The 24,933-nt window shown below is 63.4% G+C and carries 23 protein-coding genes and 1 pseudogene; 6 read left to right on the plus strand and 18 right to left on the minus strand.

Going from position 1 to position 24,933, the window contains the following annotated elements; all coding sequences use genetic code 11:
- The first annotated feature begins 312 nt into the window (after positions 1 to 312).
- The 3 genes from ACSMXN_RS15520 (at position 313) to ACSMXN_RS15530 (ending at position 2,839) form a co-directional block, all read left to right on the plus strand.
- The gene (locus ACSMXN_RS15520; protein ID WP_455407599.1) at positions 313 to 1,551 is read left to right on the plus strand and encodes an ABC transporter substrate-binding protein; all 1,239 of its coding nucleotides are present in this window, start codon (positions 313 to 315) and stop codon (positions 1,549 to 1,551) included.
- Positions 1,552 to 1,655: 104 nt separating this feature from the next.
- Positions 1,656 to 2,363 carry an alpha/beta fold hydrolase gene (locus ACSMXN_RS15525; RefSeq protein ID WP_022912876.1) on the plus strand — a complete coding sequence of 236 codons (708 nt, stop codon included), beginning with the start codon at positions 1,656 to 1,658 and terminating at the stop codon, positions 2,361 to 2,363.
- Between the two features lie 242 nt (positions 2,364 to 2,605).
- Positions 2,606 to 2,839: an antibiotic biosynthesis monooxygenase gene (locus tag ACSMXN_RS15530; RefSeq protein ID WP_081649053.1), complete on the plus strand. Its 234-nt coding sequence runs from the start codon at positions 2,606 to 2,608 to the stop codon at positions 2,837 to 2,839.
- 472 nt (positions 2,840 to 3,311) lie between these two features.
- Here the strand turns inward: ACSMXN_RS15530 and ACSMXN_RS15535 are convergent, their stop codons facing one another.
- The 13 genes and pseudogenes from ACSMXN_RS15535 to aqpZ all read right to left on the minus strand — a co-directional run bounded on the left by ACSMXN_RS15535 (position 3,312) and on the right by aqpZ (position 15,602).
- Positions 3,312 to 4,175, minus strand: a complete 864-nt coding sequence (locus tag ACSMXN_RS15535) for an enoyl-CoA hydratase-related protein (RefSeq protein WP_022912874.1) — start codon at positions 4,173 to 4,175, stop codon at positions 3,312 to 3,314.
- Positions 4,176 to 4,204: 29 nt separating this feature from the next.
- Positions 4,205 to 5,547 (minus strand): annotated as a pseudogene (locus ACSMXN_RS15540) (Dyp-type peroxidase).
- A 22-nt stretch (positions 5,548 to 5,569) separates the two neighbouring features.
- Positions 5,570 to 6,706, minus strand: coding sequence for a DUF4331 family protein (locus ACSMXN_RS15545; protein WP_022912873.1), 1,137 nt, complete (start codon positions 6,704 to 6,706; stop codon positions 5,570 to 5,572).
- 36 nt (positions 6,707 to 6,742) lie between these two features.
- On the minus strand, positions 6,743 to 7,309 hold the full coding sequence (locus tag ACSMXN_RS15550) for a hypothetical protein (protein ID WP_022912872.1): 567 nt from the start codon (positions 7,307 to 7,309) through the stop codon (positions 6,743 to 6,745).
- A gap of 18 nt (positions 7,310 to 7,327) precedes the next feature.
- Positions 7,328 to 8,815, minus strand: a complete 1,488-nt coding sequence (locus ACSMXN_RS15555; RefSeq protein WP_022912871.1) for a dihydrolipoyl dehydrogenase family protein — start codon at positions 8,813 to 8,815, stop codon at positions 7,328 to 7,330.
- On the minus strand, positions 8,779 to 9,684 hold the full coding sequence (locus ACSMXN_RS15560) for an SMP-30/gluconolactonase/LRE family protein (protein WP_022912870.1): 906 nt from the start codon (positions 9,682 to 9,684) through the stop codon (positions 8,779 to 8,781). Before ACSMXN_RS15560 ends, ACSMXN_RS15555 begins: the two co-directional genes overlap by 37 nt.
- On the minus strand, positions 9,681 to 10,724 hold the full coding sequence (locus ACSMXN_RS15565; RefSeq protein WP_022912869.1) for a glucose 1-dehydrogenase: 1,044 nt from the start codon (positions 10,722 to 10,724) through the stop codon (positions 9,681 to 9,683). The genes ACSMXN_RS15560 and ACSMXN_RS15565 overlap by 4 nt, the downstream gene beginning before the upstream one ends.
- Positions 10,725 to 11,369: 645 nt before the next feature.
- A complete protein-coding gene (locus ACSMXN_RS15570; protein WP_455407600.1) occupies positions 11,370 to 11,801 on the minus strand; it encodes a hypothetical protein in 432 nt (143 codons plus the stop codon).
- A gap of 254 nt (positions 11,802 to 12,055) precedes the next feature.
- Positions 12,056 to 12,304: a hypothetical protein gene (locus ACSMXN_RS15575; protein WP_022912867.1), complete on the minus strand. Its 249-nt coding sequence runs from the start codon at positions 12,302 to 12,304 to the stop codon at positions 12,056 to 12,058.
- Positions 12,301 to 12,528, minus strand: a complete 228-nt coding sequence (locus tag ACSMXN_RS15580; RefSeq protein ID WP_022912866.1) for a helix-turn-helix domain-containing protein — start codon at positions 12,526 to 12,528, stop codon at positions 12,301 to 12,303. Before ACSMXN_RS15580 ends, ACSMXN_RS15575 begins: the two co-directional genes overlap by 4 nt.
- A gap of 318 nt (positions 12,529 to 12,846) precedes the next feature.
- Positions 12,847 to 12,990 (minus strand): hypothetical protein, encoded by a 144-nt coding sequence (locus ACSMXN_RS15585; protein ID WP_155958325.1) that lies wholly within the window; start codon positions 12,988 to 12,990, stop codon positions 12,847 to 12,849.
- A complete protein-coding gene (locus ACSMXN_RS15590) occupies positions 12,987 to 14,498 on the minus strand; it encodes a glycosyltransferase family 2 protein (RefSeq protein WP_022912864.1) in 1,512 nt (503 codons plus the stop codon). Before ACSMXN_RS15590 ends, ACSMXN_RS15585 begins: the two co-directional genes overlap by 4 nt.
- A 303-nt stretch (positions 14,499 to 14,801) precedes the next feature.
- On the minus strand, positions 14,802 to 15,602 hold the full coding sequence (aqpZ, locus tag ACSMXN_RS15595) for an aquaporin Z (protein WP_022912863.1): 801 nt from the start codon (positions 15,600 to 15,602) through the stop codon (positions 14,802 to 14,804).
- Positions 15,603 to 16,011: 409 nt separating this feature from the next.
- Here aqpZ and ACSMXN_RS15600 point away from each other — a divergent pair, with 409 nt between their 5' ends.
- From ACSMXN_RS15600 to ACSMXN_RS15610, 3 genes are all read left to right on the plus strand, one after another.
- Positions 16,012 to 18,279 carry a choice-of-anchor A family protein gene (locus tag ACSMXN_RS15600; RefSeq protein WP_051148832.1) on the plus strand — a complete coding sequence of 756 codons (2,268 nt, stop codon included), beginning with the start codon at positions 16,012 to 16,014 and terminating at the stop codon, positions 18,277 to 18,279.
- Positions 18,280 to 18,520: 241 nt separating this feature from the next.
- The gene (locus ACSMXN_RS15605) at positions 18,521 to 18,745 is read left to right on the plus strand and encodes a hypothetical protein (protein ID WP_022912861.1); all 225 of its coding nucleotides are present in this window, start codon (positions 18,521 to 18,523) and stop codon (positions 18,743 to 18,745) included.
- Positions 18,746 to 19,458: 713 nt separating this feature from the next.
- Entirely contained in the window at positions 19,459 to 20,220 is a 762-nt protein-coding gene (locus ACSMXN_RS15610) for a hypothetical protein (protein WP_155958324.1), read from the plus strand.
- A 239-nt stretch (positions 20,221 to 20,459) separates the two neighbouring features.
- Here the strand turns inward: ACSMXN_RS15610 and ACSMXN_RS15615 are convergent, their stop codons facing one another.
- The 5 genes from ACSMXN_RS15615 to ACSMXN_RS15635 form a co-directional block, all read right to left on the minus strand.
- Positions 20,460 to 20,642, minus strand: a complete 183-nt coding sequence (locus tag ACSMXN_RS15615; RefSeq protein ID WP_022912859.1) for a hypothetical protein — start codon at positions 20,640 to 20,642, stop codon at positions 20,460 to 20,462.
- A gap of 548 nt (positions 20,643 to 21,190) precedes the next feature.
- Positions 21,191 to 21,751, minus strand: a complete 561-nt coding sequence (locus tag ACSMXN_RS15620; RefSeq protein WP_022912858.1) for a flavodoxin domain-containing protein — start codon at positions 21,749 to 21,751, stop codon at positions 21,191 to 21,193.
- A gap of 100 nt (positions 21,752 to 21,851) precedes the next feature.
- Positions 21,852 to 22,568 (minus strand): DUF4389 domain-containing protein, encoded by a 717-nt coding sequence (locus ACSMXN_RS15625; RefSeq protein ID WP_022912857.1) that lies wholly within the window; start codon positions 22,566 to 22,568, stop codon positions 21,852 to 21,854.
- A gap of 155 nt (positions 22,569 to 22,723) precedes the next feature.
- The gene (locus tag ACSMXN_RS15630) at positions 22,724 to 24,442 is read right to left on the minus strand and encodes a SulP family inorganic anion transporter (protein WP_022912856.1); all 1,719 of its coding nucleotides are present in this window, start codon (positions 24,440 to 24,442) and stop codon (positions 22,724 to 22,726) included.
- Positions 24,439 to 24,864: a metalloregulator ArsR/SmtB family transcription factor gene (locus ACSMXN_RS15635; protein ID WP_022912855.1), complete on the minus strand. Its 426-nt coding sequence runs from the start codon at positions 24,862 to 24,864 to the stop codon at positions 24,439 to 24,441. Before ACSMXN_RS15635 ends, ACSMXN_RS15630 begins: the two co-directional genes overlap by 4 nt.
- Positions 24,865 to 24,933 lie beyond the last annotated feature (69 nt).

The raw sequence follows: 24,933 nt of genomic DNA on the forward strand, positions 1-24,933 counted from the left end.
ATGCGGTAAATCTGATGGTTGAGCACCGCTGAGTCGTCGAAACGATTGACATTTGCAGTGGTTATCCGTAACGGTGACGTCGAAGGCACGATCACCTACGGCAGGAGGCCGTTGTGTCTCAAGATGATTGCGACTTCGCTACACGACATTGACACCGAGCGGACCTACCCATAGCGTCCGGTTCGGCAATGGTTAGTGAAGTTTCGAAGCATCGATCCGGGCCTCTTCCTTCGCTGAAGCGCGCCCGTGAACTGGTGTGTAGGACGTCCGGCGTTTTCCGTCGGCGAACTCCCAAACAGGAAGGCCTTGTGTATGCGTGCGAAAAAGCTGATTGCGTGTGCCGCGCTCGCGGCATCAACGATCGCTCTCGTGGCCTGTAGCTCGTCAAAGAACTCTTCGAGCGGGTCGAACGCGGCCGGTGGCTCGACGTCTCAGGCCACCGGAGCGCTCAAGATCGGCGTGCTTTCTGATCTGACCGGTGCGAGTGCGTCCGGTTTCATCACCACGGAAAAAGGCATCAAGGCCTACACCGACGCGGTGAACAAAGCCGGCGGGATCAACGGCCAGCAAATCCAATACGTCATGGGCGATACGACATCGACCGCTGCCGGTGCGTTGACTGCGGCGCAGAAGATGGTCCAGACGGACAAGGTGTTCGCCATCGTGGAGGTGTCAGCGTTCTCCTTCGGGGCCGAGACATTCCTGCTGAAGCAGGGCATTCCGATGGTCGGCGGCGGGTTCGACGGTCCGATGTGGACCGACCCGAAGAACACCAATCTCTTCGATAGCGTTCCGATCACGAACTACCTCGATTACCCGGTCGCTGAAGGGCAGTTCTTCAAGTCACAAGGGGTGACCAAGTGTGCGTCGCTGGGTTACGCCGATTCGAAGAGCTCATCTGACAGCGTCAAGGCGTTCAACAAGTCCTGCGAGGTGGCCGGTCTGACGGTGCCCTTTACCCAGGGCGTGCCGTTCGGCAGCACCGATATGGGTGCTGTGGCGATCAAGGTCAAGGATTCGGGAGCGGACGGGCTGTTCTACTCGACGGTGCCGAACACTGCCTTCGCGTTGAACGCATCGTTGCGCCAGCTTGGTGTGAACCTGAAAGTCGCATCGTTGCCCACCGGCTACGGAGGTGACCTGTTGTCCTCAGCGCCGGCAGTGCAGGCCGCCCAGGGTGACTTCTTCAGCACCGTCGGCCTACCCGCCGAGGCGAACACGCCGGCCACCCAGAAGCGGGCCGCCGACTTCGCCGCGGTCGGGGTAACGGGACCGCCGACCTTCGCCGAGCAGGAGGCTTACCTAGCGATGACTGCCTTCACGGCGGGTCTCAAAGGCACCGGGGCGAACCCCAGTCGCGACAAGTACATCAGCACCATGTCGGGCATCAAGGACTTCGACGGTGACGGTCTGCTCGCGCCGCAGAAGGTCAATTTCCGTGACTACCGCCCGAAGCAGTCTTGCTTCTACTACGTCAAGCTCCAGGGCACCGCGTTCCAGAATGTGCAGGGCTCACCGTTCTGCGGAGCGAACGTGCCGTTGAACGGCTAACTATCAGTAACGTTTAGCTAGATCGATTGGGCGAGGGCCGGAAGTGGCCCTCGCCCAATCAGCTTCTCTAAGTCAGTTCGAAACACAGCGGCAGGTGCTTTCAGATGACCGTTCCTCGCGCCTGGGTACTCCTGCACGGCACTCCTTTGGATTCTGACGTGTGGTCCGGTCTGTCGCCCATCCTGGTCGAACAGCAGCCAGTGTTTGCGCCTGTTGCGACACCGAGCGTCGACGATCACCACCCACAGCTAGCCGTCGCTGAACGTCTCGCAGTCCAACTGCCGCACGTCGCAGAGCGGTGGGACATCGTCGGACATTCCTTCGGCGGTCAGATCGCCATCGAGCTGGCACTTGTGGCGCCAGATCGCGTTGCCACGCTTTCGCTCATCTGCACCAGAGACACACCCTTCCTGCCCTTCGCTCAGACGGCGACAGATCTACGAAGCGGGACCCCGATTGATGTCGAGGGCGCCCTTCAGCGGTGGTTCCGTCCTGAAGAGCGACAGTCCAGCAGCCGATTGGTGTCCTATGCGCGCGAGCGCTTGACCAACGCTGATCGATACATCTGGGCCACCGCGCTGGACGCAATAGCCACCTACGACCGCTCCGCGGTCGTCCACCTGATCCAAGCGCCGACGATGTTGATCTGCGCCCAGCTAGACCCGGTCTCCGATCCGACGGCGATGAGTGCGCTCGCCGATCGTCTACCCAACGCGGAGTTACAAGTCCTTTCGGCTGCTGCGCATCTGTCACCGCTCATGCAACCCGCATTCCTCGCTGCTCGCCTCAGACACCAGCAAAGTGGCCCGTAACCCGCCGAGCCGCCCGCATGAAGACGACTCGATGCGCCACGGATTTCGGTGGTCGTGCTTGGGGTTCGGCTGGCGAGCGCGTGTCGGTGAACTTGAGGTACGCAGGCTTCTCAACCGCCAAACGCCCCTGCATTTATGGCTAAATCCCGCTAAAGGGCTAAACCTGGACGTTAGACGCTCAGTCGACAATGGGCGCGCGCATATGGCTTGAACCGAGTTGATAGCCACGAGGGGTTCGTCGATTGGAGCTTTGGCGCTCTGACCGGGACGCAGCCGAAGTGCTGATGGTCACCCGATGGCGTGACCGCGAGGCGTTCACGGCCTATATGAAAAGCAGCGATCATCGAGTGTCGCACGCGCGGATGTCTGCATCACTCAAGGCCGCGATCACGCCTTTCGTCACCGCTGGGCGACCAAGGGCCATCACTCGATCTCGTCGCCCTGGCCACCGAGGTCTGCGGGCGGTATCGGCGTGAGTTTCCTGATGAGAGAACACGTTACGGCGAAGCGGGAAGCCCGCGGTGCGTGCACGACAATCAGTACTTGGGAAGCACGCGGCTTCCTCGACTACAACGTCGGATGGATACACCCGCGCGCAGATCGGCGGACTCGGATCAGCGAAATAAAATCACCTGGCCTTGCGGGTATCCCTCACCGGAGAAAGAGCCCACACTAGGTGCGAACCAACCGGGGGAACGAATGAAGATCAACAGAATCGAAACCGTCATCGGATGCGCAGCCTGCGCCCGGATGCTCACCAACACTTCGGCCGTCGAGCACGCGTGCGAATATTGCGGCGCGACCATCGGCGAGAAAACGCAACGGGCGCTTGAGTCAGAGATCCGTCGCCTCGTTTGGTGAATCACGAGCTGTCCGAGCAACGTGTCGGCGGGTCTGCGCACCGTCACCTCGCTGTCTCCACGTCATCGCGATCTTCGAAGTAAGCGATCAGTAGTCGACGTTCTGGAAGTGCGGGTCACGGCCGTCATTGAAGGCGTTGATGCCCTCGACGCGGTCGGGGTGGATGGCCGAGCGCCAGTGTGCTTCCATCATGATCGCGATTGCCTGTTCGATTGGCTGGCCTTCGCCGAGGTGCACGGCCCGTTTCACTGCCTGCACCGCGGTTGGCGAATTGCCGGCGATTTTTTCGGCTATTCGTTGCGCGGCATCGCTGAGATCCTTCGGTGCGTAGACCTCGTTGACCATGCCCAGTCGATATGCTTCCTGAGCGTTGATCGGGTCCCCGGTCATAAGCATTTGCAATGCTTTTCCCCGCGGAAGTAGGCGCGGCAGAAACACGGGCGAGCCGCCGCCAGCTGACAGGCCGAGCATTGCTTCGGGCTGGCCGAAGGTGGCGACGTCTGAGGCGATGATGAAGTCGGTGCTCTGTGCGAGCTCGCAACCGCCGCCATAGGCGATTCCGTTTACCGCCGCGAAGATCGGCTTGCGTAGCTGACGAAGCGTATAGAGCGTGCGGTCGAAGTCCTGTCGCTGCCGAAGCCAGTCCTCCTTCGTCATCTGCCGACGCTGGCGAAGGTCGCTACCGACCGAGAAGGCTCGTTCACCTGCGCCGGTGAGGATCACCGCGCGGACGGTCGCACTCACTGCGACCGTCTCCAGAAGCTCGGTCAGATGAGCTCCCATTTCGGTGTTAATGGCATTGTCGGCGTGCGGCCGGTTCAGCGTGATCCGGGCGACCCGGTCGTCGGAAAGGTACTCGAGGAGTACTGACTCGTCGGGTTCGGAAGAGTCCGGTGGCGGCGGCCCAAAATCGAGGGCCTTCCATCGGTCGGTGCTCGGCGTGGTCTCCATGCGTCCTCCTGCTCCTTGCGCGCGACGTGTCACGACTCGAGTTCCGATAGCCAGCGCAACGCCCGCAAACCGGGTGCAAAGCAGTATTCGCCGCCACGGGTAACGACGAAAGGTGGCACCTGTTGTAACCGGCGGCGGATCGGCTGTTCTGGGATGGTGAATGTGCCCGAACCATCGTTGGCCCCGACCAGCGGGTCCTTCTCGAGCGGGGCGCCGATGAAGATTCCGTCGTTCAGCCATTGGGTCTTGACGAACTCAAACTGGCGTTTGATGTGGGCGCCGACGAACACGAACACGATGCCTCGGTCGGCACCATCGTCTTCAAGACTGCCCTCGGCGAGCATGGGTCCGTATTGGTCCCGCGCCGAATCATCCGGTGCAGGCGTACGTCGACGCTGCCCTCATGATCGAGGGAGTCGCGTGGGTTCGCCCGTCGCGCATGGGCACCGGCGGGACACTTGAAGCCGCGAGGGTCGTCGGCATACTTGAAGTCGTTATTTCGCTGGGAATCCGCCCCCAACGCAGGGTCGTCGCGCTCGGCGGACAGGGCGAGCGGAGTACCGCTCGGCCATCGACCGACCATCTTCGCGCCCAGCAACAGCTCCGCCTCACGGGATGCGGATTTCGCGCGCAGGTATTGCCGGTACGCGGCAACTCGGGTGTGCAGTTTGCGGAAAACGACGTATGTCCCGTTACGACCGAGCACCTCCGGCGCGGGCATCGGTGGCAACTCACCTGTCTCATCCGGGTAACCCAGAACGATCTCGCCTGCTTTGAGGGGTTTTTCGTTGGGATTGGACGCGGGTCTGCCGCTTCCCTCGATTGACGGCTGACCGATCCCGTCCTTGAAGCCGAATGAGGTTCGCCCGGTTGGAAGTTGGTAACAGTCTTGGCGCCAGATCAGTTCGACACCCGGCAGCTCCTCGTGTGCCTTGTTCGCCTTGTCGATGACAGCTTCAAGTCTCGCGGTGTCGGGCGACAGGGCGGCCACGGCGACATGGACGTCGGGGCTGCCGAGGGGCTGCTCCCACGCCTGTGGGCCGCTCTCACCCACGTCGCCCAACTCTTCTGCGCGGGCTGCCATTCCTTCGCGGAACTCGCGAGGGAAGCTGTCGAGGGAGTCCTGCGGCACGCCAAGCGCTTTCAAACCCTGATAGGTGAACGCAACCGTGATCCAGGCACCGCCGGCCGGGTCGAGCGACGGTCGACCGGCGTCCACGAGTCGGGCGAGTCGCCGGACCAGCTCGCGTCCGGCGGCGCGATCGTCGATGCGCAGCAAGAGATAGGTACCGACGTACGGCGACGGCCGCTCCTGCAGCGCCCCGCTCTGGATGTCATCGAGCTCAAGGTGGGCAGTCTCGGTGGCGGTCAGCTTGTTCACGGGCGCTCCATCGCTAGAAGTGCTGAGGGCGAACGGGTGGATCGGGGTTCGGCGGCGCCAGGTAGGGAAAGGTTTTCGAGGCCGGTTTCGTTGCGTGGTCGACTCCGTCACGAATGGGGGGCCCGTTGCCGGCTGTGATCACCAGCGTGAAGAACGTGTCCATAACGTCGTCGTTAGGGGCCCTTCCGCCACAGGTCGTATGCGGTTCGCCTCGGCGAGCGGCGGCCTCGATCTCGAAGAAGGAACCGTGTTCAAGGTAGGGCTTCGTGATGTCGACGACCAGGAAGTCGGCCAGCACGAGATCGGTCAATGGATGGTGCCCGACGCCCTCGTCGATGGGCCAGTCAGCTGTCCCGTCGAGCCGGTCCCAGAACGCGAGGTTGGCATTCAAGCGAGCCCGGTAAGCGCCCAGGTAAGCCTCGCCCAGATGGAACGCGTCCTCCATGTTGTAGAGATCCCGGATCTCGAGATCTTGGTTCACGGTGTCGAATTGCTTCGGTGCCAGGAGCATGTTCTTCACCTCGGGGCGTCCTACCCGTTCGAGCCGAACCGTGAAGGTGCCGCGGGTCAATGTCTCGGCGACGACACCGACCAGCGACGAGTCACCCAAGAGCGCACAATCTATCTCTAGGACAAGGCCGAGGATGTTCTTTCCGTCGAGGAAGATCGCGCTCTGATCGCTGAACGCGAGCTTGCCGGTCGCGATGGTCTTAACGGCCGCTGGTGCGTCCATAATGAACGGGTCCCAGCGCGGGCCGGCGAACACCCGCACACCGTGGATTGATCCGGCGGTCGCGTCATCAACCTGAAAAGAGGCCGTCTGCCCGTTTGGCGTCGAACAGATGACTTCCTGTTCGACACGGTCCGTGCCAATCTCACCTCTCGGGGCCGAGAAGACGCAGTCGAAGACGTATTCCGGCGAGCCCGCGATGAACAGCTCGGGCGTATTTGTTTGCCCGGGTGATAGGGGGCGCAATCGGAATCGATAGATCAGTCCTTCCGAGTGCAGATCAGTTGGTCCGGCGAACGGCAGCGTGTTCATGATCAGCACGAGATGGCCCGGGCGTTCCGGGCTCGGAAACGCATATACATCAGTGATGTCGGCGATCGGCGTCGCCAGCGCACGAGGTCCAGAAATGTGATCCGACATCTGTGCTCCTCGGTCTCGAGTTCGCGATCGAGCTGCTCAGTCCGCAGCTTCGTCAAGAAGCGGCTTCAACGCCGGGTGTCGCAGCGCCTCAGCTGCCGCTGGATCATCGAGCACCTTTTGGAAGGCCGCGTTGACGCGCTCCGCCTTCCGGATCTCTTTTACCGTGCCGCCGTAGTTGCGCGCATAGGCGGCCGCGGTCTGCTGTGCGCCCATGATGAAAGTCTTCAGGGCCGCGAGGTCGGGCAAGCCGTCGTAGCCTTCGGCGTGCCGGAAGATCACATCGAACAGTTCCAGCGTTGGCCCCGACGTGAAGAAATCCTCCATGTACGCGTCCCATGGCCCGTCGAAGCTCGTCACGAACGCCAGTCGAGTGTCGTCATCGAAAAGCACAAACCGCGCCTCGTGGATGGTCGTTACCGCCATCCCATAGTCGCCCGGTCGATACCCCGGGGTCTGCTGTAAGTCATTCAACGCGGCTCGCAACTGTTCACCATCGCCGGCTTTCACCCTAAAGAACAAGCTGAACTCGCTTGTCGGGCCAACGCTGACGCCGGGGCGAGCCGTTGTGCTCACCGGACTCGCCATTCGCAAGTCCGAAGCCATGAGCGGAGTTTACCCTTACTATCCATGTTGAACCTCCGTAGATCCTTCTGGTACGGGCGCCGCTTCGCCGCGGCGCAGGTCACTCCAGGATGGTGCAAGTGGAGCGATTCCGAGTTGACCCACGATCTTTTGCGCGGCCATCACGATGGCCTCGGTGAAGGTGGGAAAGGCAGGTTGTAGGTCTGCGACCTCTTCGATTCGCATATTCGCCGACATGCAGGCGGCGACCATCTGAATCACCTCGGCAGAATATTCACCAATGACATGCGCACCCAAGATGTACCGGTGATGGCGCTCCACGATGAGTTTGCATAGTCCATCTGGACGGCCATCTGCTACAGGTCGAAGCAGGTCGTCGTACCGCATGACTGCGATATCGCATTCGTACTGCTCCCTCGCCTCTGCTTCCGTCACGCCCACGCTGCCGTACTCCGGATCGGTGAAGCTGCCGATCGGGATCGCGTCGCGGCTGAACCTGCGCCTCGTCCCGAGGACGGCGTTTTCTGCGGCGATACGTCCCTGACTGCGGGCACTCGGCACCAGCATGCTGATGCCGTTGACATCGCCGGCCGCGAAGACGTGCGGCAGATTACTGCGCAGGTCATCGGTGACCGTGACGTAACCACCCCGGGTCTGGATGCCGACCTCCTCGGCACCTATGCTTTCGGCATTTCCTGGCCAGCCCACCGCGAAGAACACCGCGTCAACGGTCACCTCGGCCCGTACCGCCCCGCGCCGATACCCGACGGTGATCCCACCCGAGGCGCGGTCGAGCCGTTCCACGAATGTTTCGGTGAGCACTGCGATTCCGCGGCCGATGAATGCCTTTGTCAGGATCGTCGAAATGTCGATATCCGCCGTCGGCACCAGCCGTGAGTCGGCCTCAATCAAAGTCACTGATGCCCCGAAGTCTGCGAGGATCGATGCCAGTTGGCAGCCAGTGTCCGCACCACCGACAACGGCGACAGACCTTGGAAGCTCGGTCAGCTGCAAAATATCCCGATAGGTCAGCGCGAGTTCCGCGCCAGATATCGGGAGGGATCCGGCATGCCCACCGACGGAAACGACGATGGCCTCGCCGCTGAACATGCGTCCGTCCGAGAGTCGTACGGTGTGCGCGTCCTGAAATAATGCGGGCCCGGCGCCTTCGATCAATTCGATTCCCCGGTTGCGGAGGAATTCGTCAAGCCGCCTTTGCTCATGGCCGTAGTCGGCGACGCGTTGCGCGTTAGCAATGGCGGCGGCGAGGTCAACCTGCGGTGGGTCCCCACGCAGACCGAAGCGCTCCCAGGACCTTGTGTCACGCATGAGGCGCGCAGCCCGGGCGAGGGTCCGCACGGGCGCCGGGCCCTCGTTGAGATTGGTACCGCCGACTCGGGACGACTCGACCAGAGTCACGGCCGCCCCGAGCTCGCGCGCCTGCATCGCGGCCGCGGCACCCGCCGGTCCGCCTCCGAGCACCAGGACCCTCATATCGACGCCGGCTGCCCACGGTAGGCGATGCACGCGGGGCCGGTGACACCCAGACCGCGGACACTGAACACTCTTCCGGCATCGGGTTGTTGTCCAAGTGCCGCGGGACTGAGTCCATTCCTTGCCGAGGTTACGAACAACGTCGTTCTGTCCTGGCCGCCGAACGCGCATGAGGTGGGCCGGCCCACCGGCATCGGGACGGTGGCTAGCAATGATCCGTCAGGCAGGTATCGCCGCACCGAGCCGCTGTCCCACACCGCGACCCAGAGGCAGCCCTCGTCATCGACGGTTAGGCCATCGGGTGTAGCCGTTCCTTCATCGAGCTGCACGATTGTGCGGCGACCGCTCAAGGCGCCATTCTCGGGATCGAAGGCGAAGGCAATGATCCGCCTTGGTCCACTATCGACTAGGTACATGGTGCGACCGTCCGGGCTCCACCCGATACCGTTGGAAATAGTTAAGCCTTCTAGAACCGTCGTGCACGAGCCATCTAATTCGAGCCTGTACAGACTTCCGGCACCGGGACTCTCGTCGTAAGCCATGGTGCCGGCCCAGAAACGTCCCTGCGGATCGCAGGCGCCATCGTTCATCCGCACATCGTCATGCCCGACAGCTGCTTGGGCCAGTTCATGAACGGCGTCGTCCGGATCGACGTACAGGAAACCATTGCCGGCTGCCAGCACATATCCGCCACCGCTAACTGGGGCCACGGCCCCGACATGGCGCGAGATGTTCAGCGTCGACACAAGCCTCAGCTGACCATTCGGAAGCACCTGGCCCCGGTGAAGATGCCGGCCGAGAATGTCGACCCACAGCAGCTCTGCCCGCTCGGCGTCCCAGCGCGGCCCTTCACTCAGCAGGCCTGCCTGTGGTGAACAGGGGGCGACGGCCGGGCGCATCATGTCTGACCGAATTCCATGACCACTTTGATGTCATCGGCCTTGCGCTCAAAGGCGATGTCAAGCTCGTCGGGACCCACGCGGCGGGTCACGAGCTGTTCGAGCCATGAGTTGTTCGCGTCAGCCAATACTTTCGCCGCCCGATAGTAGTGGCGCCGGTTCGCGTTTACCGATCCGAAGATGACCAAATTCTTGAGCACGGCCTCCGTGGCCAATGAGTTGCCCAATTCATTTGCGGGCGCCGGCGCACCGACGCCGGTGAGACAGATGATGCCACCGGGCGCGGCGGCGTGCGCCGATTGCCGCGCAAGCTCGGCAACACCAGTGCACTCCAAGACGAGGTCCGGGTGCAGGTCGAGCTCATCCACCGCTCCGGTGTGATAGGTAGCGCCGAGCTCCTCGACTAGCCCCGGCTTCGGCCCGCTCGTGACGCGGTCCAGGACATGTACCTGCCAGCCCAGTTGCACGCCGATCAGCGCTCCTAGCAACCCGATTGGTCCGGCGCCGACCACGAGGACGGACTGAGGATCCCAAAAAGTCCGGTGGCCGATCATGAGTATCTGCTGCCAGGCCTTCGCAACCACCGTTGTGGGCTCTAGGAGTACTGCGAGACCGCCAAGGCTCTTGTCCACCCGTACGGCGTACTCCGGCTCGATGCGCCAGCGTTCGGCCATGAAGCCGTCAATGTTCTTGATCCCCCGTTCCGTGTAACCGCCGTTGGTGCACATGTCCCACTCGCCGACCGCGCAATTCGGGCACGGCGCCGGGTCGGGGCGACGCACGATGCCGACGACAAGATCCCCGACAGCGAAACTGCTTGAACCAGGGTCGAGCACCCTGCCTAGCGATTCGTGTCCAAGAATCAGCCGATCGCGGCCTGGGGGCGCCCATCCATATTCGCCGCTGACGATTTCGTTGTCCGTGCCACAGATACCGACCGCGACGGAGGCCACGATGATCGAGCCAAGCTGTGGATCTGGCTCGGCCACGTCGTCCAGCCGTACCGAGTCGGGCGTACCCGGCACCACCGTGACTGCCTTCATCGGGTGTCCCGTACCCCGCTACAGGCAGCGAAGAGACGAAATCTAGACATGCCCGGCCTCCCGACTGACCAGCGCCGTTTGCGCTTCGACTACCTCCTGCACGGACCTTGATGATTCCAAGGAGCCAACACCCTTTGCCTCATCCCGTACGGATGGCCTCCTAGTCTGACTGCGACAACTGACGTCTGAGGGCTCGCCACGGGTGCGGCTCGGGCGCGTACTGAAGGCTGGTCCTGTCTAGTGGAACTTGCGCATCGTGGGCCCCGACCGCGTTCATCGCGCTGACTCGTCGGTCCAACCGTGACCGCAGCCTTCATTCATGCAGGATGAAGCCAAACGCACATAGATTGTCCATGCTCGGATCGCGGGGTGGCTGCGTTGATCCGCAGAAGCCGCCAGCCACCTCTGACTGGCAGAAGTCGAATTCCTAGATGGGCAAAGCCCATCGGCGGTTAACGCCGCAGGTTGGCGAACTTCACTGGAAACATGCTCATCGCCCGCTAAGCACTGTTGTTGAAGACAGAGCGATGCCTTCCCAGTTAGGTAATAGAGGGAAAGTCAAACGCCTCCATCTTTTTCGAGCGGTAGCCATTACGGTCTAGCAACCCTAGATTGAGTCGAAACCACTGACCAAGGATGCGGCATCTAAGGGGTAACCGCGTCAGAGCGCATCTGCGGAACCGTGACGGTACGCCAGCTCGCAGCTTCACGTCGCACATCGACGAGTTCTAGGGCCAGTGAGTGAATCCGATCCAAAACGCGGTACAGCGATTGCTGATCGAGAGCGCCGCGGAGTTCGGTCCGATGGCCGTCGCTATGGATATCCAAACCGTCGAAGGCTAGCCGCAAGGTCGCGCCGACCCGGCCTGCGATCCCGATCCGATAGAAATGCTGTAATGGCACGACGTCGACCACAGCAAGCTCCCGTTCGCCCCCGAAGCGAACTGGGTCACGGTGCCCAGGCCGCCTGCCCGGCCAGAATCTCATCGGCCGCGTAGATATGTCGAACTTCTGCAGTAAGGATTCACCCGCGAAGGCGACCCGGCCTCGGCGATGTGGTGCAGCTCCCGTCCTCATCCTCGCGTTCAGTAAGACAATTCATCTGGCGGTAATCTCCCGTTCGCCAACGCGGGGCCTTTGGGGCGTCTGGTCGCATCTCATCCGTGGTCTAGGGCGGTGACGTGACGCCAGTTGGCAGCCTTGTGCGAGAGCCGCAGCCCGCTTGTACCAATTTCGCAGCGCCGTGAACATGATTCGGGCGCAGCTCGAGGTTGGATGCCCGCCCGGACTCCCCCGGGGTCCGGGCGGGCAGGTCAGGCGGCGTTGGCCGGCTAAGCGAGGGGTGATCTGGGATCGAGACGGTGCAGGCGAATGAGCGCGACGTGTTGTGCCGACATGTGGTCGAGTAGTTCGTAGAGGACGGGTTCCTCGATATTCGCGGTGAGGAAGTGTGTGACCACCTCCGTGCCCTCGGTGCTCTCAATCCAGGGCGCACCGAGGATGGTCGGGTCCACTTCGCCTTCGACGGAGAACTCGTACCGGCGGGCGCTCAGGCGGCGAGTATGGATACGGCCGCTCATCTGGTTCGACGCCGATAGGGGTCGCGCGCGCCGGCGTTGCGGGCGACGCGCAGAACGTCGCCGAGGCAGTACACGGGAACGGCGCGTCCGTTGCGCCAGCCGACGCCGGCCCGCTTGAGGTATCCGCGGTGAACCCAGTTGTTCACTCCAGAACGGCTCATCCCGCAGTGGGTCGCTGCTTCGGCCGTTGTCACCATCGAGCCGAGATGTTCGGGAACGTTCATATGCCCTGCTCTCGACAGCGACGGTGCGACATGGACGAGATTAGGATTGCGATCGACGGCGCCGCCTCATCCGGAATGGATGACGGATATGGCTCGGCCCGAATACTCAATAATGAGTAGCGGGCCCATTTCGTTGCTCGTCTGGGTGCTTGTGATGCCACGCCTGGAGGCGGGCATGGGCGAGAGCCTCAGCTGCGCGACTGTCCACCTGCTGTTCCCGTGCAAGGGCGTTGCCCGCCGGGGTTTTGGTCCAGCTCTCATGGCATGCGGTCTCGCCGCGGCGTGGGATAACAAAATTCCGAATATCTTGTCGGCCAGTTATTCGCGGTGTTTCGGGAAAATCTTGGCGAGGCTGAGGGCGGCGTAGAACAGCGTGTTGATGGCGACGAACACTGCCAGGACGTGGAACCAGCCGGTTTGGAGCACGCTGGACGGAAGGAGGATGCCTGCCTGAATCATCATCGCTGGCTTTCAGCTTGGCGGGGAACGTGGTTCCAACCTGAGGCGCGGCCGGTGGCGATATCGAGCAAGGAGCGCAGGAAGACGGCTTGCAGGAACAGGTCGTAGCCGATCTCGATAACGAGCGGCAGGGCGAGGGCGCGGCCGCGCCATCCGGCGTCCCAGACCGTCACGACGCGTTCCACGACGAAAATGCAGCCGATCAGTGCCCAGAACCAAAGGATCTCGATCCCGTCCGCTGAGAGCACAGTGATCAACATCAGGAGCAGGTATGCGTTCAATGCAATGGTGCCGTATCCGATGCCTAACTGCTGCCCCCAGTACAGCGCGGTGGTGCGCGTCAGCCCGTAAGCGCCGATGTTCTCCAACGCCCCGCGCTGCCAGCGCATCCGTTGCCGCCACAAGGCACGCCAGGAAGGCATCACCTCGGTGATGACCTTGCACTTCTTGGGCGAGACGAGCTTGGCGCCGAGCGTCTTCAACGCCAGGGTCATCTCGTTGTCCTCGGTCATAGCGAGCGTGTCGTAGACCGCACCCTGAACACCCGGGATCAAGCTGCCCCGAGCGTCGGCCACGGCAGACAACGCATAGCCGCGAATGAGAGCCGCGGTGCCGGTCAGCACGAACACCTTGCCCCGGCGGCGGCCGATGTAGCGCTGGTAGCGGGCGAACTCGTCGCGCTGCAACTGGCCGACGAGCCCGCAACCATCCTCGCCGAAGAAGACGCCGCCGACCCCGATCAGGTCCGGGTCGGCCTCCAGTCGGTCTAGCGCGGTCGAAAGGAAATCAGGGACGATGATCGAGTCGGCATCCATCACCATCACCACATCGCGCCGCTCACACTGCGGCAGCAAAACATCGAGCGCCTGGTTCAAAGCCCCGGCCTTCTTCAAACTGTTACCAACCGTTTCGAACACGTCCGCCCCGTCCGCGCCGGCGATAGCCACCGTGCCGTCGGCGCAGTTATCCGCCACGACAAGCACCCGATCCGGCGGCCGGGTCTGAGCCCACAACGACGTGAGTGTCGCCTTGATCGTCAACTCCTCGTTGTACGCAGGAATAACGACCGTCAGCCGCAGCAGATGTTTGCCGGAGTCTTCTGGCGCGCCTGCTGGCAGCGCGGACCCAGGCAATTGCGGCTCGGCGTCCAGCCCGACTGCTGCAACCGCGTGGGGACCCAGCAAGGTACTGCGCATTCGCCGCAGGGCCGGCGGCAGCGGTGCAGGAATCCGTCGGTCGCGCGCCAACACCCGCATTCCGGCCGCGGTCTGCGCAGCCGCGAACCCCATCAACACCGCGAGCACGGCAATCGAGGCGGCGATCAGCAACGCCGCACCAGGACGCACGTACGTGGCATTCACCGGCAGGTAGCCGGTCGTCGTGTCGAACGACAGGTCCCGGACGATCAGCAGCGCGACCGCCACGAATCCGACCGCCAGCAGTCCCAGCCCCGCTGCCGCAGCACTCTGCCGGGCCACCCGCTTCCGCAGGGCCAACTCCCTTTCCGCCATTAGCCACCCCCACGACGACAACCCTCGAAACTGCCATAGTCCCCCTGGATCATTTGCCGACGGTCGACACTGTGATTCGTCCGCGTCGGATGAAACAATCCCCTCAAAACCGTGTCCCGTGTCGGAGAGCGAATATCGTGTCTGCCGCGATTCCACCCCCTATCGAACGCGCTGGGCTGATAGAGCTGTAGCTGCATGGTCATCTGCGAAATGCTGCCGAGAGGCGAAACGAACTCACGGATGAGAGCGTGCGCAGTGTGTTGCTCGGCGGCACCAAGGAGCGCCGGACGCCGATGTTGCGTCCTATCCAGACGGGGTCTCCGCGGCTAGGGGTTCGGTCGGTGATTCCGCCGCGTGGCCGACGATCATGCGGTAAGTCGCTCCGGCGATGAGCGCGCCGACCAACGGTGCCAGCCAGAACACCCACAACTGAGCGAGCGCCCAGCCGTGCTGGATGATCGCCGGACCGGTAGAGCGGGCCGGGTTCACCGACGTGTTCGACACCGGAATCGACGCGAGGTGAATGATCACCAGCGTGAAGCCGATCGCGATACCGGCGAAGCCGGCGGGCGCGCGCACGTCGGTCGCGCCGATGATCACGTAGAGGAACACGGCGGTCAAGACGATCTCGACGAGGATGACGGCGACGAGATTGTAGTGCGCCGGCGAGTGGTGGCCGTAGCCGTTGGACGCGAATCCGGAGGCCTTGGCTGAGAAGCCTTTTTGGCCGGATGCGACACCGAGCAGCACCAGCGATGCGACGAGTGCGGCGACCACTTGGGTGACGACATAGGCGATCACATCGGACCAGGGGAAGCGCTTGGCCGTCGCGAGCCCCACTGTCACGGCCGGGTTGAAGTGTCCGCCGGACACGGCCCCAACCGCGTAGACCATGACCATCACGGAGACGCCGAACGCAGTGGCGACGCCCAGATAGTCGATTCCGTTGTTGCCTGCGTCGAGGATGGCAGCGCCGCAACCGACGAAGACGAGGACGAACGTTCCGAGAAATTCGGCGCCCAATCGTCGAGGTAGCGATGCGTACACGGGCACCCCCCTCTTCGAGTGCGCCGGCCGGCTCACCGCCGCCCTGGTGCGATCCATACTGTGCCGATTCGATTCCGGCGTCAATCGACCATTCGCGGTCGGGTCGTGTGTTGAACCGCGAGTTGACCTGTAGCGGCCACGAGTGATCGCCGCGCCGATGAGCCCTGAATGCGGATCACCACGTTCGGGTGCGAGCTAACATCCTGTTCTGTTGCCCAACGTAGGTCTAGTCCTCAGTTGCGCGCGGATCACCATACGTTCTTGGACCAAACAAGTGTCCGAACCCTCCGAGCGGTCGGCCCGCAGTGGCGCTGATCGTCGGGGCCGAACGCGATCTCGTCAACTGATGTCGCGTCGAGGGTCGGCAGATGCGTGACGGACCTAGTTTGCTGGTCCGCTGAGCCCATCGACGGCAAAAGTCTGACGCCGAGCTGTAGGCTCCGAAGACGGGAATTTTGGGAGCGCGATGACTCTGTATTCGGCGTCACGCATTGTTGCTGCGGCTGCCGTGGCTGCCGTGGCGATGGTCGGCGTCGCAATCTGGGTGCCCACCGAAGCGCAGGCCGCACCGCTGGCGCCGGTGAACCCGGTTCGACTAGATCTGGCCGGCCATCCGGCAAACAGCGGGTTCCTGGTGTTCGTCGCCGGCAATGTCGCGCTGAATGCCGACGAGTCCGAGGGCACGATCGCGGCGGGCGGGGATCTGTCGTTCAACTCGACGTACAACGTCGCGGCCGGATCGCCGCCCGTGTTCCCGACCTTCACGGCACCGGGCGACGCGCGCCCGACCTACCTGTACGTGGGTGGCGGGATGGCGTGGACCGGTAACCAGATCTTGCGCGTGCAGAACAGCGGGTTCACCAAGATCGCCGGCGCAAGCACCTACACGGCCCGCAACACCGACAGCAACGGCGCGTCCGGCAACTACCACATCGTCAAACCGGGCGCGCCATACGAGTCGATGCCGCGGATCGAAGGCACCGTCAACCAGCCGCCGGCGTCGGTGTCGACTCCGGTCCCTGGTTCGTTGATCGACGTGGCGGGTGCGTTCGGCCTTTACCGGCAGTTGACCGTCCAGCTGGCCGGCTGCCCGCAGACGACCCAGCTGACCGACCCGAACGGCGGGACATCCCCGATCCCCCAGCCCTATGCATCGGGGGCGCGCGGCCGACTGACCCTCACACCGGGTCAGACGAACTTCTTGCAGATGTCAACCCAGGATCTGGCCAACCTGTCCGAGATGACGTTCACCAACCAGCCGACGGCGCAGACACCGCTGGTCATCAATGTGACCGGAACCGCCTTCTCCGGGAACCTGCCGAACCTGGCTGGCGTGAGCGGCGCCCAAGCGCCCTATATCCTGTGGAACTTCCCGCAGGCGACCTCGATCGCGGTCAATGGCGGCGCGACCATCGAAGGGACCATCTACGCTCCGAACGCCAATCTGAATTGGCGACCGACCCAGAACGTCGAAGGCAACATCATCGCCAACGCATTCACCCATGGCCCGACCCTCGCACAGCAGACCGCGCCGCGGGAATTGCACGACTTCCCGTTCAACACCACCGTCTCTTGCACCGCCCCTGAGCCGACCGGCACCCTCACCCTCGTCAAGAACGTCGTCAACACCGGCGGCGGCACCGCCACCCCGAGCGATTTCACCCTCCAGGCGTTCGGTCCTCAGATTGTCACCGGCCCCGGTAACTCCCCGGCGGTGACCGGCGTGACCGTCCCGACCGGTGACTACGCTCTGCGAGAGTCCGGCGGCCCACCTACCGTCGGATACCAGCCCGGCCTCTGGTCCTGCACCGGCGGCACCCTGCTTGACACCACTGTGCACGTCACGGCCGGCAGCACGGTCACTTGCACGATCACGAACACCTTCCGGGCGCCTCCGCCAACGCCAACCGGCACCCTCACCCTTGTCAAACAGCTCGACAACACCGGCGGCGGGCTCGCCACCCCCGACCAATGGACCCTCGCCGCCGACGGCCCGACGCCCTTCTCCGGACCAGGGAATACGGCCCAGGTCACGGGCGTAACCGTCGGAACGGGCGACTACACCCTGTCTGAATCCGGCGGGACCGTGGACTACGTTGCTGGGTCCTGGTCCTGCGCCAACGGGACACTTACCGGCAGCACCGTCACCGTCACCACCGGCGCCAACGTCACCTGCACGATCACCAATACCTACACGCCCGCACCGTCACCCCCGGCGGGCACCATCACCTTGGTCAAACAGGTGAACAACACCGGCGGTGGCACCGCCACGGCGACCCAGTGGGAGCTCACGGCCGCTGGCCCGGAAACTATCACCGGCGCCAGCGGCACCACCGAGGTCACCGATGTCACCGTGGGCACCGGCGATTACACCCTCACCGAATCCGGCGGCCCGAGCGCCTACGCCGCCAGTAACTGGGCCTGCACCGGCGGCGCCCTGAGCGGCACGACGGTCACCGTGACCGCGAACTCTGACGTCATCTGCACCATCACCAACACCTTTCATCCCGCCACCGCCACGCCGAGCCCTCCCCCGTCCCCAGGCGAAACCGCGGTCGCAGCACCGAACCCACCGGCGAGCCCGCCGCCATCTCCTGGCGAAACCGAAACCAGCAGCACGCTCGCCGCAACCGGCACCAACCCCATCCCCGCCCTCCTCGCCGCCACTGGGCTAACCGCCCTCGGCGCGCTCACCATGCTCGGCACCCACCAACGGCGACGGCGTTCCCATTAACTGCTGTACGCCAGACGGAGATGATCACCGGCCGTGATCAGCGTGGAGTGATCAGCGTGGAGTGATTTGGTTTCGGCCGCCGCACGTTGATGATTCGCAGGATCACGCCAACTCGAAGTGATGGCGGCGTTAAACAGGCCGGTCCGTTTGGGTATAGATGGCTACCATTCGATACCGCTCGATGCTGTGCTGTTACTCACCGTCGTTGAGGGGCGTAGAGCGCCCAGCGTAGGGTCCTCAAATGACAGCCGGACGCTACGAATTCTCCGTAGAAGGCCAGGTGGACGCGACCGTCCTCGGGGCGCCCTGGATAGATAGCACCGAGGGCACAGAGGTGGTCACGCACTTCCTCACCGCGAATATCGAGGAACCCGTCCTCTACGAACTGCTCGACCACATGTCGGCGCAAAGCATCGCACTCATTCGCCTACACCGTCTCGATTCCCCATCACCTTTCGCTAAATGACGAAAGCTGCCTGACCTGGCCGCCGACGCCATAGCGCCCCGAGGTGTAGCGCCGAGGTGTTGCGCTGATCTGCGTTTCAGGAGTCGTCACCGTCCAATTCATGCTCGCCCTTGGGTTCTCCCCAGAGCCGGTGATGGGTATGGCTGCTCTGTTTGTTCGCCAGCTGGCATCCATCCGCGCAACGCTGACATGTCCAGCTGCTCGTGTGGTGCCTGCATAGCTCACGGCAGTGACGGCAGACCGATGTGCGACGGGCGGCGAGACTAGGCATACGACCTAGCTAACGGCTGGAATCCGTCGGCCGACTCGTGCTATCGGGATGATCTTGCGACTTTGCAACGCGCGGGGTCCGTGATCAAATCGAAGATCGAACGAGCGGCCGCGCTCGCGGATATCGCAAGCTGGGCTTAACCCTGCAGCGCGACCAAGCCACGAGGGTGCATGCTGTGAGTGCAGACGCCCGACCTGAAGAGGAAGTGAGTGTCTCAGTGACGATGCCGATGCGGATGGGGTCTCGCGGCCGCGATACTAATTTGCGCGCTGACGACGCAGGTCCAGATGGCGCGGGCGCTGAGCCGGTGACCCAGGGGGGTCCGGCGGTTCATCGTTGTAGATCTCTGCTGGTCAGCTTGGCGATGCTGGTGCTGACGATGATCGTGCTTGCCGGCTGCGGGAGTTCCGGCCCCATAAGTGGCGCATCTCGTACACCGACTGTGACGAGCCTGCCAACCCGCACCTCCTCGCAATCGGTCGCGCAATCGTCGAATCCGATCGGCTCCGCCACGAATGAGCCGACCCGCAGCGGTCTGCCCACCCGGACCGAGACAGCGACCCAAACCGAGACAGCGACCCGGACCGCCACAGCAGTCCAGACCGAGACGGCGGTCCAGACCCGGACAGCAGTCCAGACCGTCGCCGCGACGGCCTCTTCGACCGGCCCGGCTTCCGCCGCAGAGAACACCTCGAGCAGCGGTGGCGTCCCCTCATGGGTCTGGTGGCTGATCGGTGCGCTCGTCCTCATCGGAGCCGGGCTGATCGCTTTCCTGCTTCGCCACCGAAGCCGGCAGAAGGCGTGGCGGGAGAAATTCGGCGCAGCGACCACCGATGCCGCCTGGTTCTCCCGAACTCTGATACCGCAGCTGGAACGGGCCCCGACCACGGACCAGATAATCGGCGGTTGGCGGATGGAATCGGCCCGTATCGTCGCTGCGGAGGACCGACTCACCGGGCTCGCGTCGGCCACCAAAGATCAGACCGATGCCAGTCGAGCCCTCTTGCTGCGGGACGCGATACGCAGTGCGCGCGACCGCCTCGACAACCTCGACGCGTCGACAGATGCGCTCACCGCCGGCGCGCTCCTGCAGTCCGCGGCGGCCGACGTCGAAACCGCGCTCGCTTCGTTGAACCCGCCGACAACGGGAGCCGGCCCCGCCGCAAGCACCGGACCAGGGACAGGCTCCACGCGGTCAACGTGAATATCGATGGAGCTTCGCCGTAGATGCCCTCCGAAGGCCAGCACTGTCAGCTAGTCGTCTGAGGTGATGCCCCCGTGAGGCGCGAAGGACAAACGAACAAACGACGCGTTTCTTTCCTGTTCGTCAGGCTAAACGCCGAAACGCGAGCGTATCGCCCACCAAATGCGGTAATGGTGATTTAGATGTTGCGTACACCTGATGTTCGTCCGCACGACCCTATGCAGCCGACCGAGCGCAAGCTAGGGTTTTTTGCCATGGACGAGGAAGTCGATCTCATAGCCGCCCGCCTCGACCGCGATGCCGCCGAGCGCCGATCTGAACGGGATATCGCACTCGATCGGGACCGGCAGATCGACCTCCGCACGGCTGCGGCCCTCGCGCAAGGCCGCCAACTGGCGTGACGTCACCGCCCGTTTGACCATTCGATAGGTGATTGTCCCGGGCGTTGGAGATCAGCGCCCGGGGCAATCACGCCAAACGTCTAGCCCGGTTCATCGCTCGGCGGGACGAGTCGATACATCCACTCGCGTGCGTGCGTGGTCGGCCCGACAAGCCGGTAGGCGCGGTCGGCGAATGCGGGTTGCCGTCGGATGAACTCCTGACTCGCTCATTTCCAATTGGAAAATGATGAAACTGGGGCTCGGCTACGTCCAGGCACGCCGGCGATACCCTGCGACCTCAGACGCTGTCGATTTGGCCTTGCGGCCGGCTCGGCCGGCTATACCGCCACCCCGACGTTTCGCCTCGCTCGGCTGAAGTGCACCTATTTCCCGCGCCCCGCCAGCTACCAGCCAAGCTCTGTAGTGCTCCCGGTTGACGAACTTACGGTCCGCCATGACTGACTGTTCGCACCCACAGCCGCATTTCATCCGTCCGCCCTTGCCTCCGACTAAACATCTCCCAACAACTGTGTTCGCCAACCGGTGAACTTCGGGTTGCCCAAAAATGAAGCCTTGGCATTCAGTCTCTTTCAGCCGTCAACCAGCCCGCCAAGCTTGTTTGGTTGGCGGGCACCCACGACCGCCAGGGTCTCGCCCCACGCGCGGGCACGCTCCCGCTGACCGGCGACGAGCGTGGGTTTCTTCGTGGTCACGAGGAAGCTCTCTGGCTCAGCGATCAGATGGCACCCGCTGCGCTGCAAGGAACGCGCGATTCTCGGTGCGGCGCGGCCGGTGACCAACGTCGACATTTGAACCCGTGTGTCGAACGCCGCCGCATGTGGGGGTCCCTCGGTCAGGGTGCTGAACCATTCGCGCAACCCAAGCCCTGAGGCTCCGGGCTCCAAGATGATCCCGCTATCTGGTTGAGACGCCTGGTCGACAGCGCCCTCGCGCGTTTTCGGTCGACTCATCCCCCGAACATGGGTGGGGCCGCCCACGACCAGGAGATCAATCCCGTCCAGCTGGTCCGCCGCCGCCTCGCTGACCGGCACAACCGTTACCTCGAATTTGAGAGCGAGTCCGTCACCGATCGCGTCGGCAATCTGACGTGTGTCCCCAAACATCGATTCGTACACCACGACGGCTCTCATCGCACTCTCCTTGTTGACTGCTCCAGGCAACAGCCTCCGCGGGCTACTCGGCAGCGCCGGGATTCCCGAACACCAAGCTGATGCACTAACGCAACCGCGCTCATCGAACTGGCGCGAACGCGATGGGCATCAGCGTCGGTGGAGGGGTCGAGACCGAACCCGGGTCAGTTCCGCCGATGTCCAGACGGAACGGTGGATATTCATCGCGCATGAGCATGGCGTATGCGAGGACTCGATAGCACCACCTGTTCAGCCCCATCACGAGAGTGAACAGGTCACGGGGATAGCGTCCGCGCACGAGCAGGATGACGCCGGCGATCACCGCGAGCAGCGAAATCAGCCCGCCCCCGCCTGCGCTTCGCCACCCATTGTTCCCGCCGAAGACCCATCCGCCAGCGAACACGGCGACCACTAGGTAGTGGGGAAGCGCAAGAAGCCACCACTTGACTAGCACCAGGCCGCGGGACAGGTGCTCCGGATAATCAACGGTGAAAGTCGCCGGATAGTGCGAACTTTCCTTGAGGGTGAAGGGCGGGTAGCGATCTGTGCCGAATGCGCTGACCGCATAGAACGAAACCCGCCATGTCCACCGCATAACCCCCAGGTTGAATTCGAAGATCGCGCGCGGGTAACAACCCGTGAACAGGATGGCAATGCCTGCCACGGCCGTGAATAACACGGCAGCGAACCACAGAACCAGAAGAACGACTAGATGCGGGATGACCAGCAGCCATTTGATCAGCCACTTCCACCTGCTCAGACCCTGATCGAGGTGTCCATCCAGCCGGGCGGGATAGCTGCGGTCGACGACGTCCATGAGATGAGTACATCTGAAATCGGAGACCTCGGGCAGGGCCGCACCGCCTGGCGGGACTGGGACCTTGGTCCTGATTCCGTACGCGGGAAAGCATATTGAGCGCCGAAACTGAGGTTCGCTGACGGTTCAGCAGCGCGCCGCGGCGGGCAGTGAATTCACGCAGTGGCGCCTTGCCTGATGTGAAGCTGGGCGTGCGCGATGGCCTGAGGCATCGTGGCAAACAGATGCCCCTGCTGAGTCAGAGATGCGATGGCCCCCACTGAGGTAAGCACGTGGGTTGATTCTGCGTTGAGGCCCTTGAGCAGGACAATGATGCCTCGGGATTCAAGATCATCGACAACCGCGCCGACCGCTCGAGCGCCGGTAGCGTCCAAGTTGCGCAGACCGCTCATCCGTAGGATCACCACCTGGACGTTGGTGATAGCGGTGAGGTCGGTCAGGAACCGGTTAACGACGGCGAAGTACAACGGTCCGTCCAGCCGGTAGACCAGCACATGATCAGCCAGGAGCTGATGTTCCTCCTCGTCGTCGAGTTCGGGTTGGTGTGCGCTCATGGGTTCAGCGACCGCGCGAGCGGATGAGGACAGGCGTACGAGCGCCAACACCACCGCGAGGCCGAGGCCGAGGCCGACCGCCTCGACCAAATCAAGAGCGACGGTCGCGACCGCCGTGACGACGAATACCAGCGCATCGCCGGGGGTAGACCGCAGCACCGAACGGACGTTGTGCCGCTCAATCATCCGGTACGCGGTCACCAGCAGCACGCCGGCGAGCACCACGAGGGGCACTCGGGCGACCAGCCGCGACGCGGCGTACATGATCGCGGCCAACACCGCGGCGTGAGTCAAGGCCGCCACGCGTGTTCGCGCGCCGGCTCGGGCATTCACGGCCGTGCGAGCGATCGCACCAGTGGCGGGCATCCCGCCGCCGATGCCGCACGCGATGTTGGCCAGCCCTTGACCGAACAGCTCTCGATCCGGGTTGTGCCGAGGAGCGTCGCTCATGCCATCGGCGACCCGGGCCGAGAGCAGGCTCTCCAACGCACCCAGGAAAGCCACCACCAACGCCGGACCAATCAGGCTGCCGGCCTGACCGAATCCGGGGAGCGCCGGAACGGGAAACCCGTGGGGCAACGATCCGATCCGGGCCAGCCGAAGATCGGCGAGCTGGACTACCGCGGTGATGGCCACGATGGTGATCAGACTCGCGGGTAGGGCACGATGCAACCTCGGCAGCGCTGCGGTCATGACCACTGTGATCGCCAGGACGGTCAGAACCGTCCAGTGCGGATCTTGCACGAAACGACCGAGAGCGACGGCCGCCGCTACGGCCGCATTCGAGCCGACCGGCTTCGTTACACCCAAGGCACTGGGAATCTCTTGGGCCGCGATGACGATGGCGATGCCCACCGTGAACCCTTCGATCAGCGGCCACGGTACGTACGCCAGTAACCGACCCAGCCGCAACAGGGCTGCGAGCATGATCACGATTCCGGCCAGCACCGCGAGCGGGAACACGACCTGGGCGCCATCGCGCGCGACCAGAGGCACCAACACGACCGTCATCGCCCCGGTCGGACCCGACACCTGCACGTTCGATCCACCGAATACGGCGGCAACTGTCCCGGCGATCACCGCAGTCACCAGGCCCGGACCAGCACCCACGCCCGAGGCGACCCCGAATGCGAGCGCCAACGGGAGGGCCACCACGCCGACAGTCACCCCGGCCATCAGGTCTCGCGGCCACGAGCGACCAAGACCCGCATAGTCTGATCGGCGCGGCAGGAACGCGACCACGCGAGCCAGCAGCGATCCGCCTCGGCGGGGACTCCTGTCGGTCCGAAGCGGGCGTACCCACCCGCTGATCGACGTCATCTCGACTGCCGACTCGATACCACGGTCCGTGCGGCCTTTGATCGCGTGGGAGCGATTGCATGACGCGCCGGGACGATGGCGTCCTCGTCGTTCTCGAGCGCGTCGAGCATCCGCTGATCGCCCCGCAGGTTGTCCGAGAGCAGCTGGCGCGCCACGGCCAGCAACCGAGCCGTTCGGCGATCACGCAACGAGCAGATCACTGAGTTCTTGACCCGACGGCTGTCGACCAGCCCCGCCCGCCGCAGGACGCCGACCTGCTGAGACAGGTGCGACAGTTCTAATCCTGTCTCGGTGGCCAACTCGCCAATCGTGCATTCCCGCGCGGCGAGCACCTCGAGAACGCGTACTCGTGCCGGATGCCCCATAGCTTTAAACAAATCCGCTTTCGCCTCAGCGATCGGCCTACCCGGAGTGAACGGCACATCATCATTGTCCCAGCTACTTGATAACTACATCAAGTAATGAATTGATGGAATTGCTCACTATGCGAT

The organism is Parajatrophihabitans canadensis, from assembly GCF_053764775.1.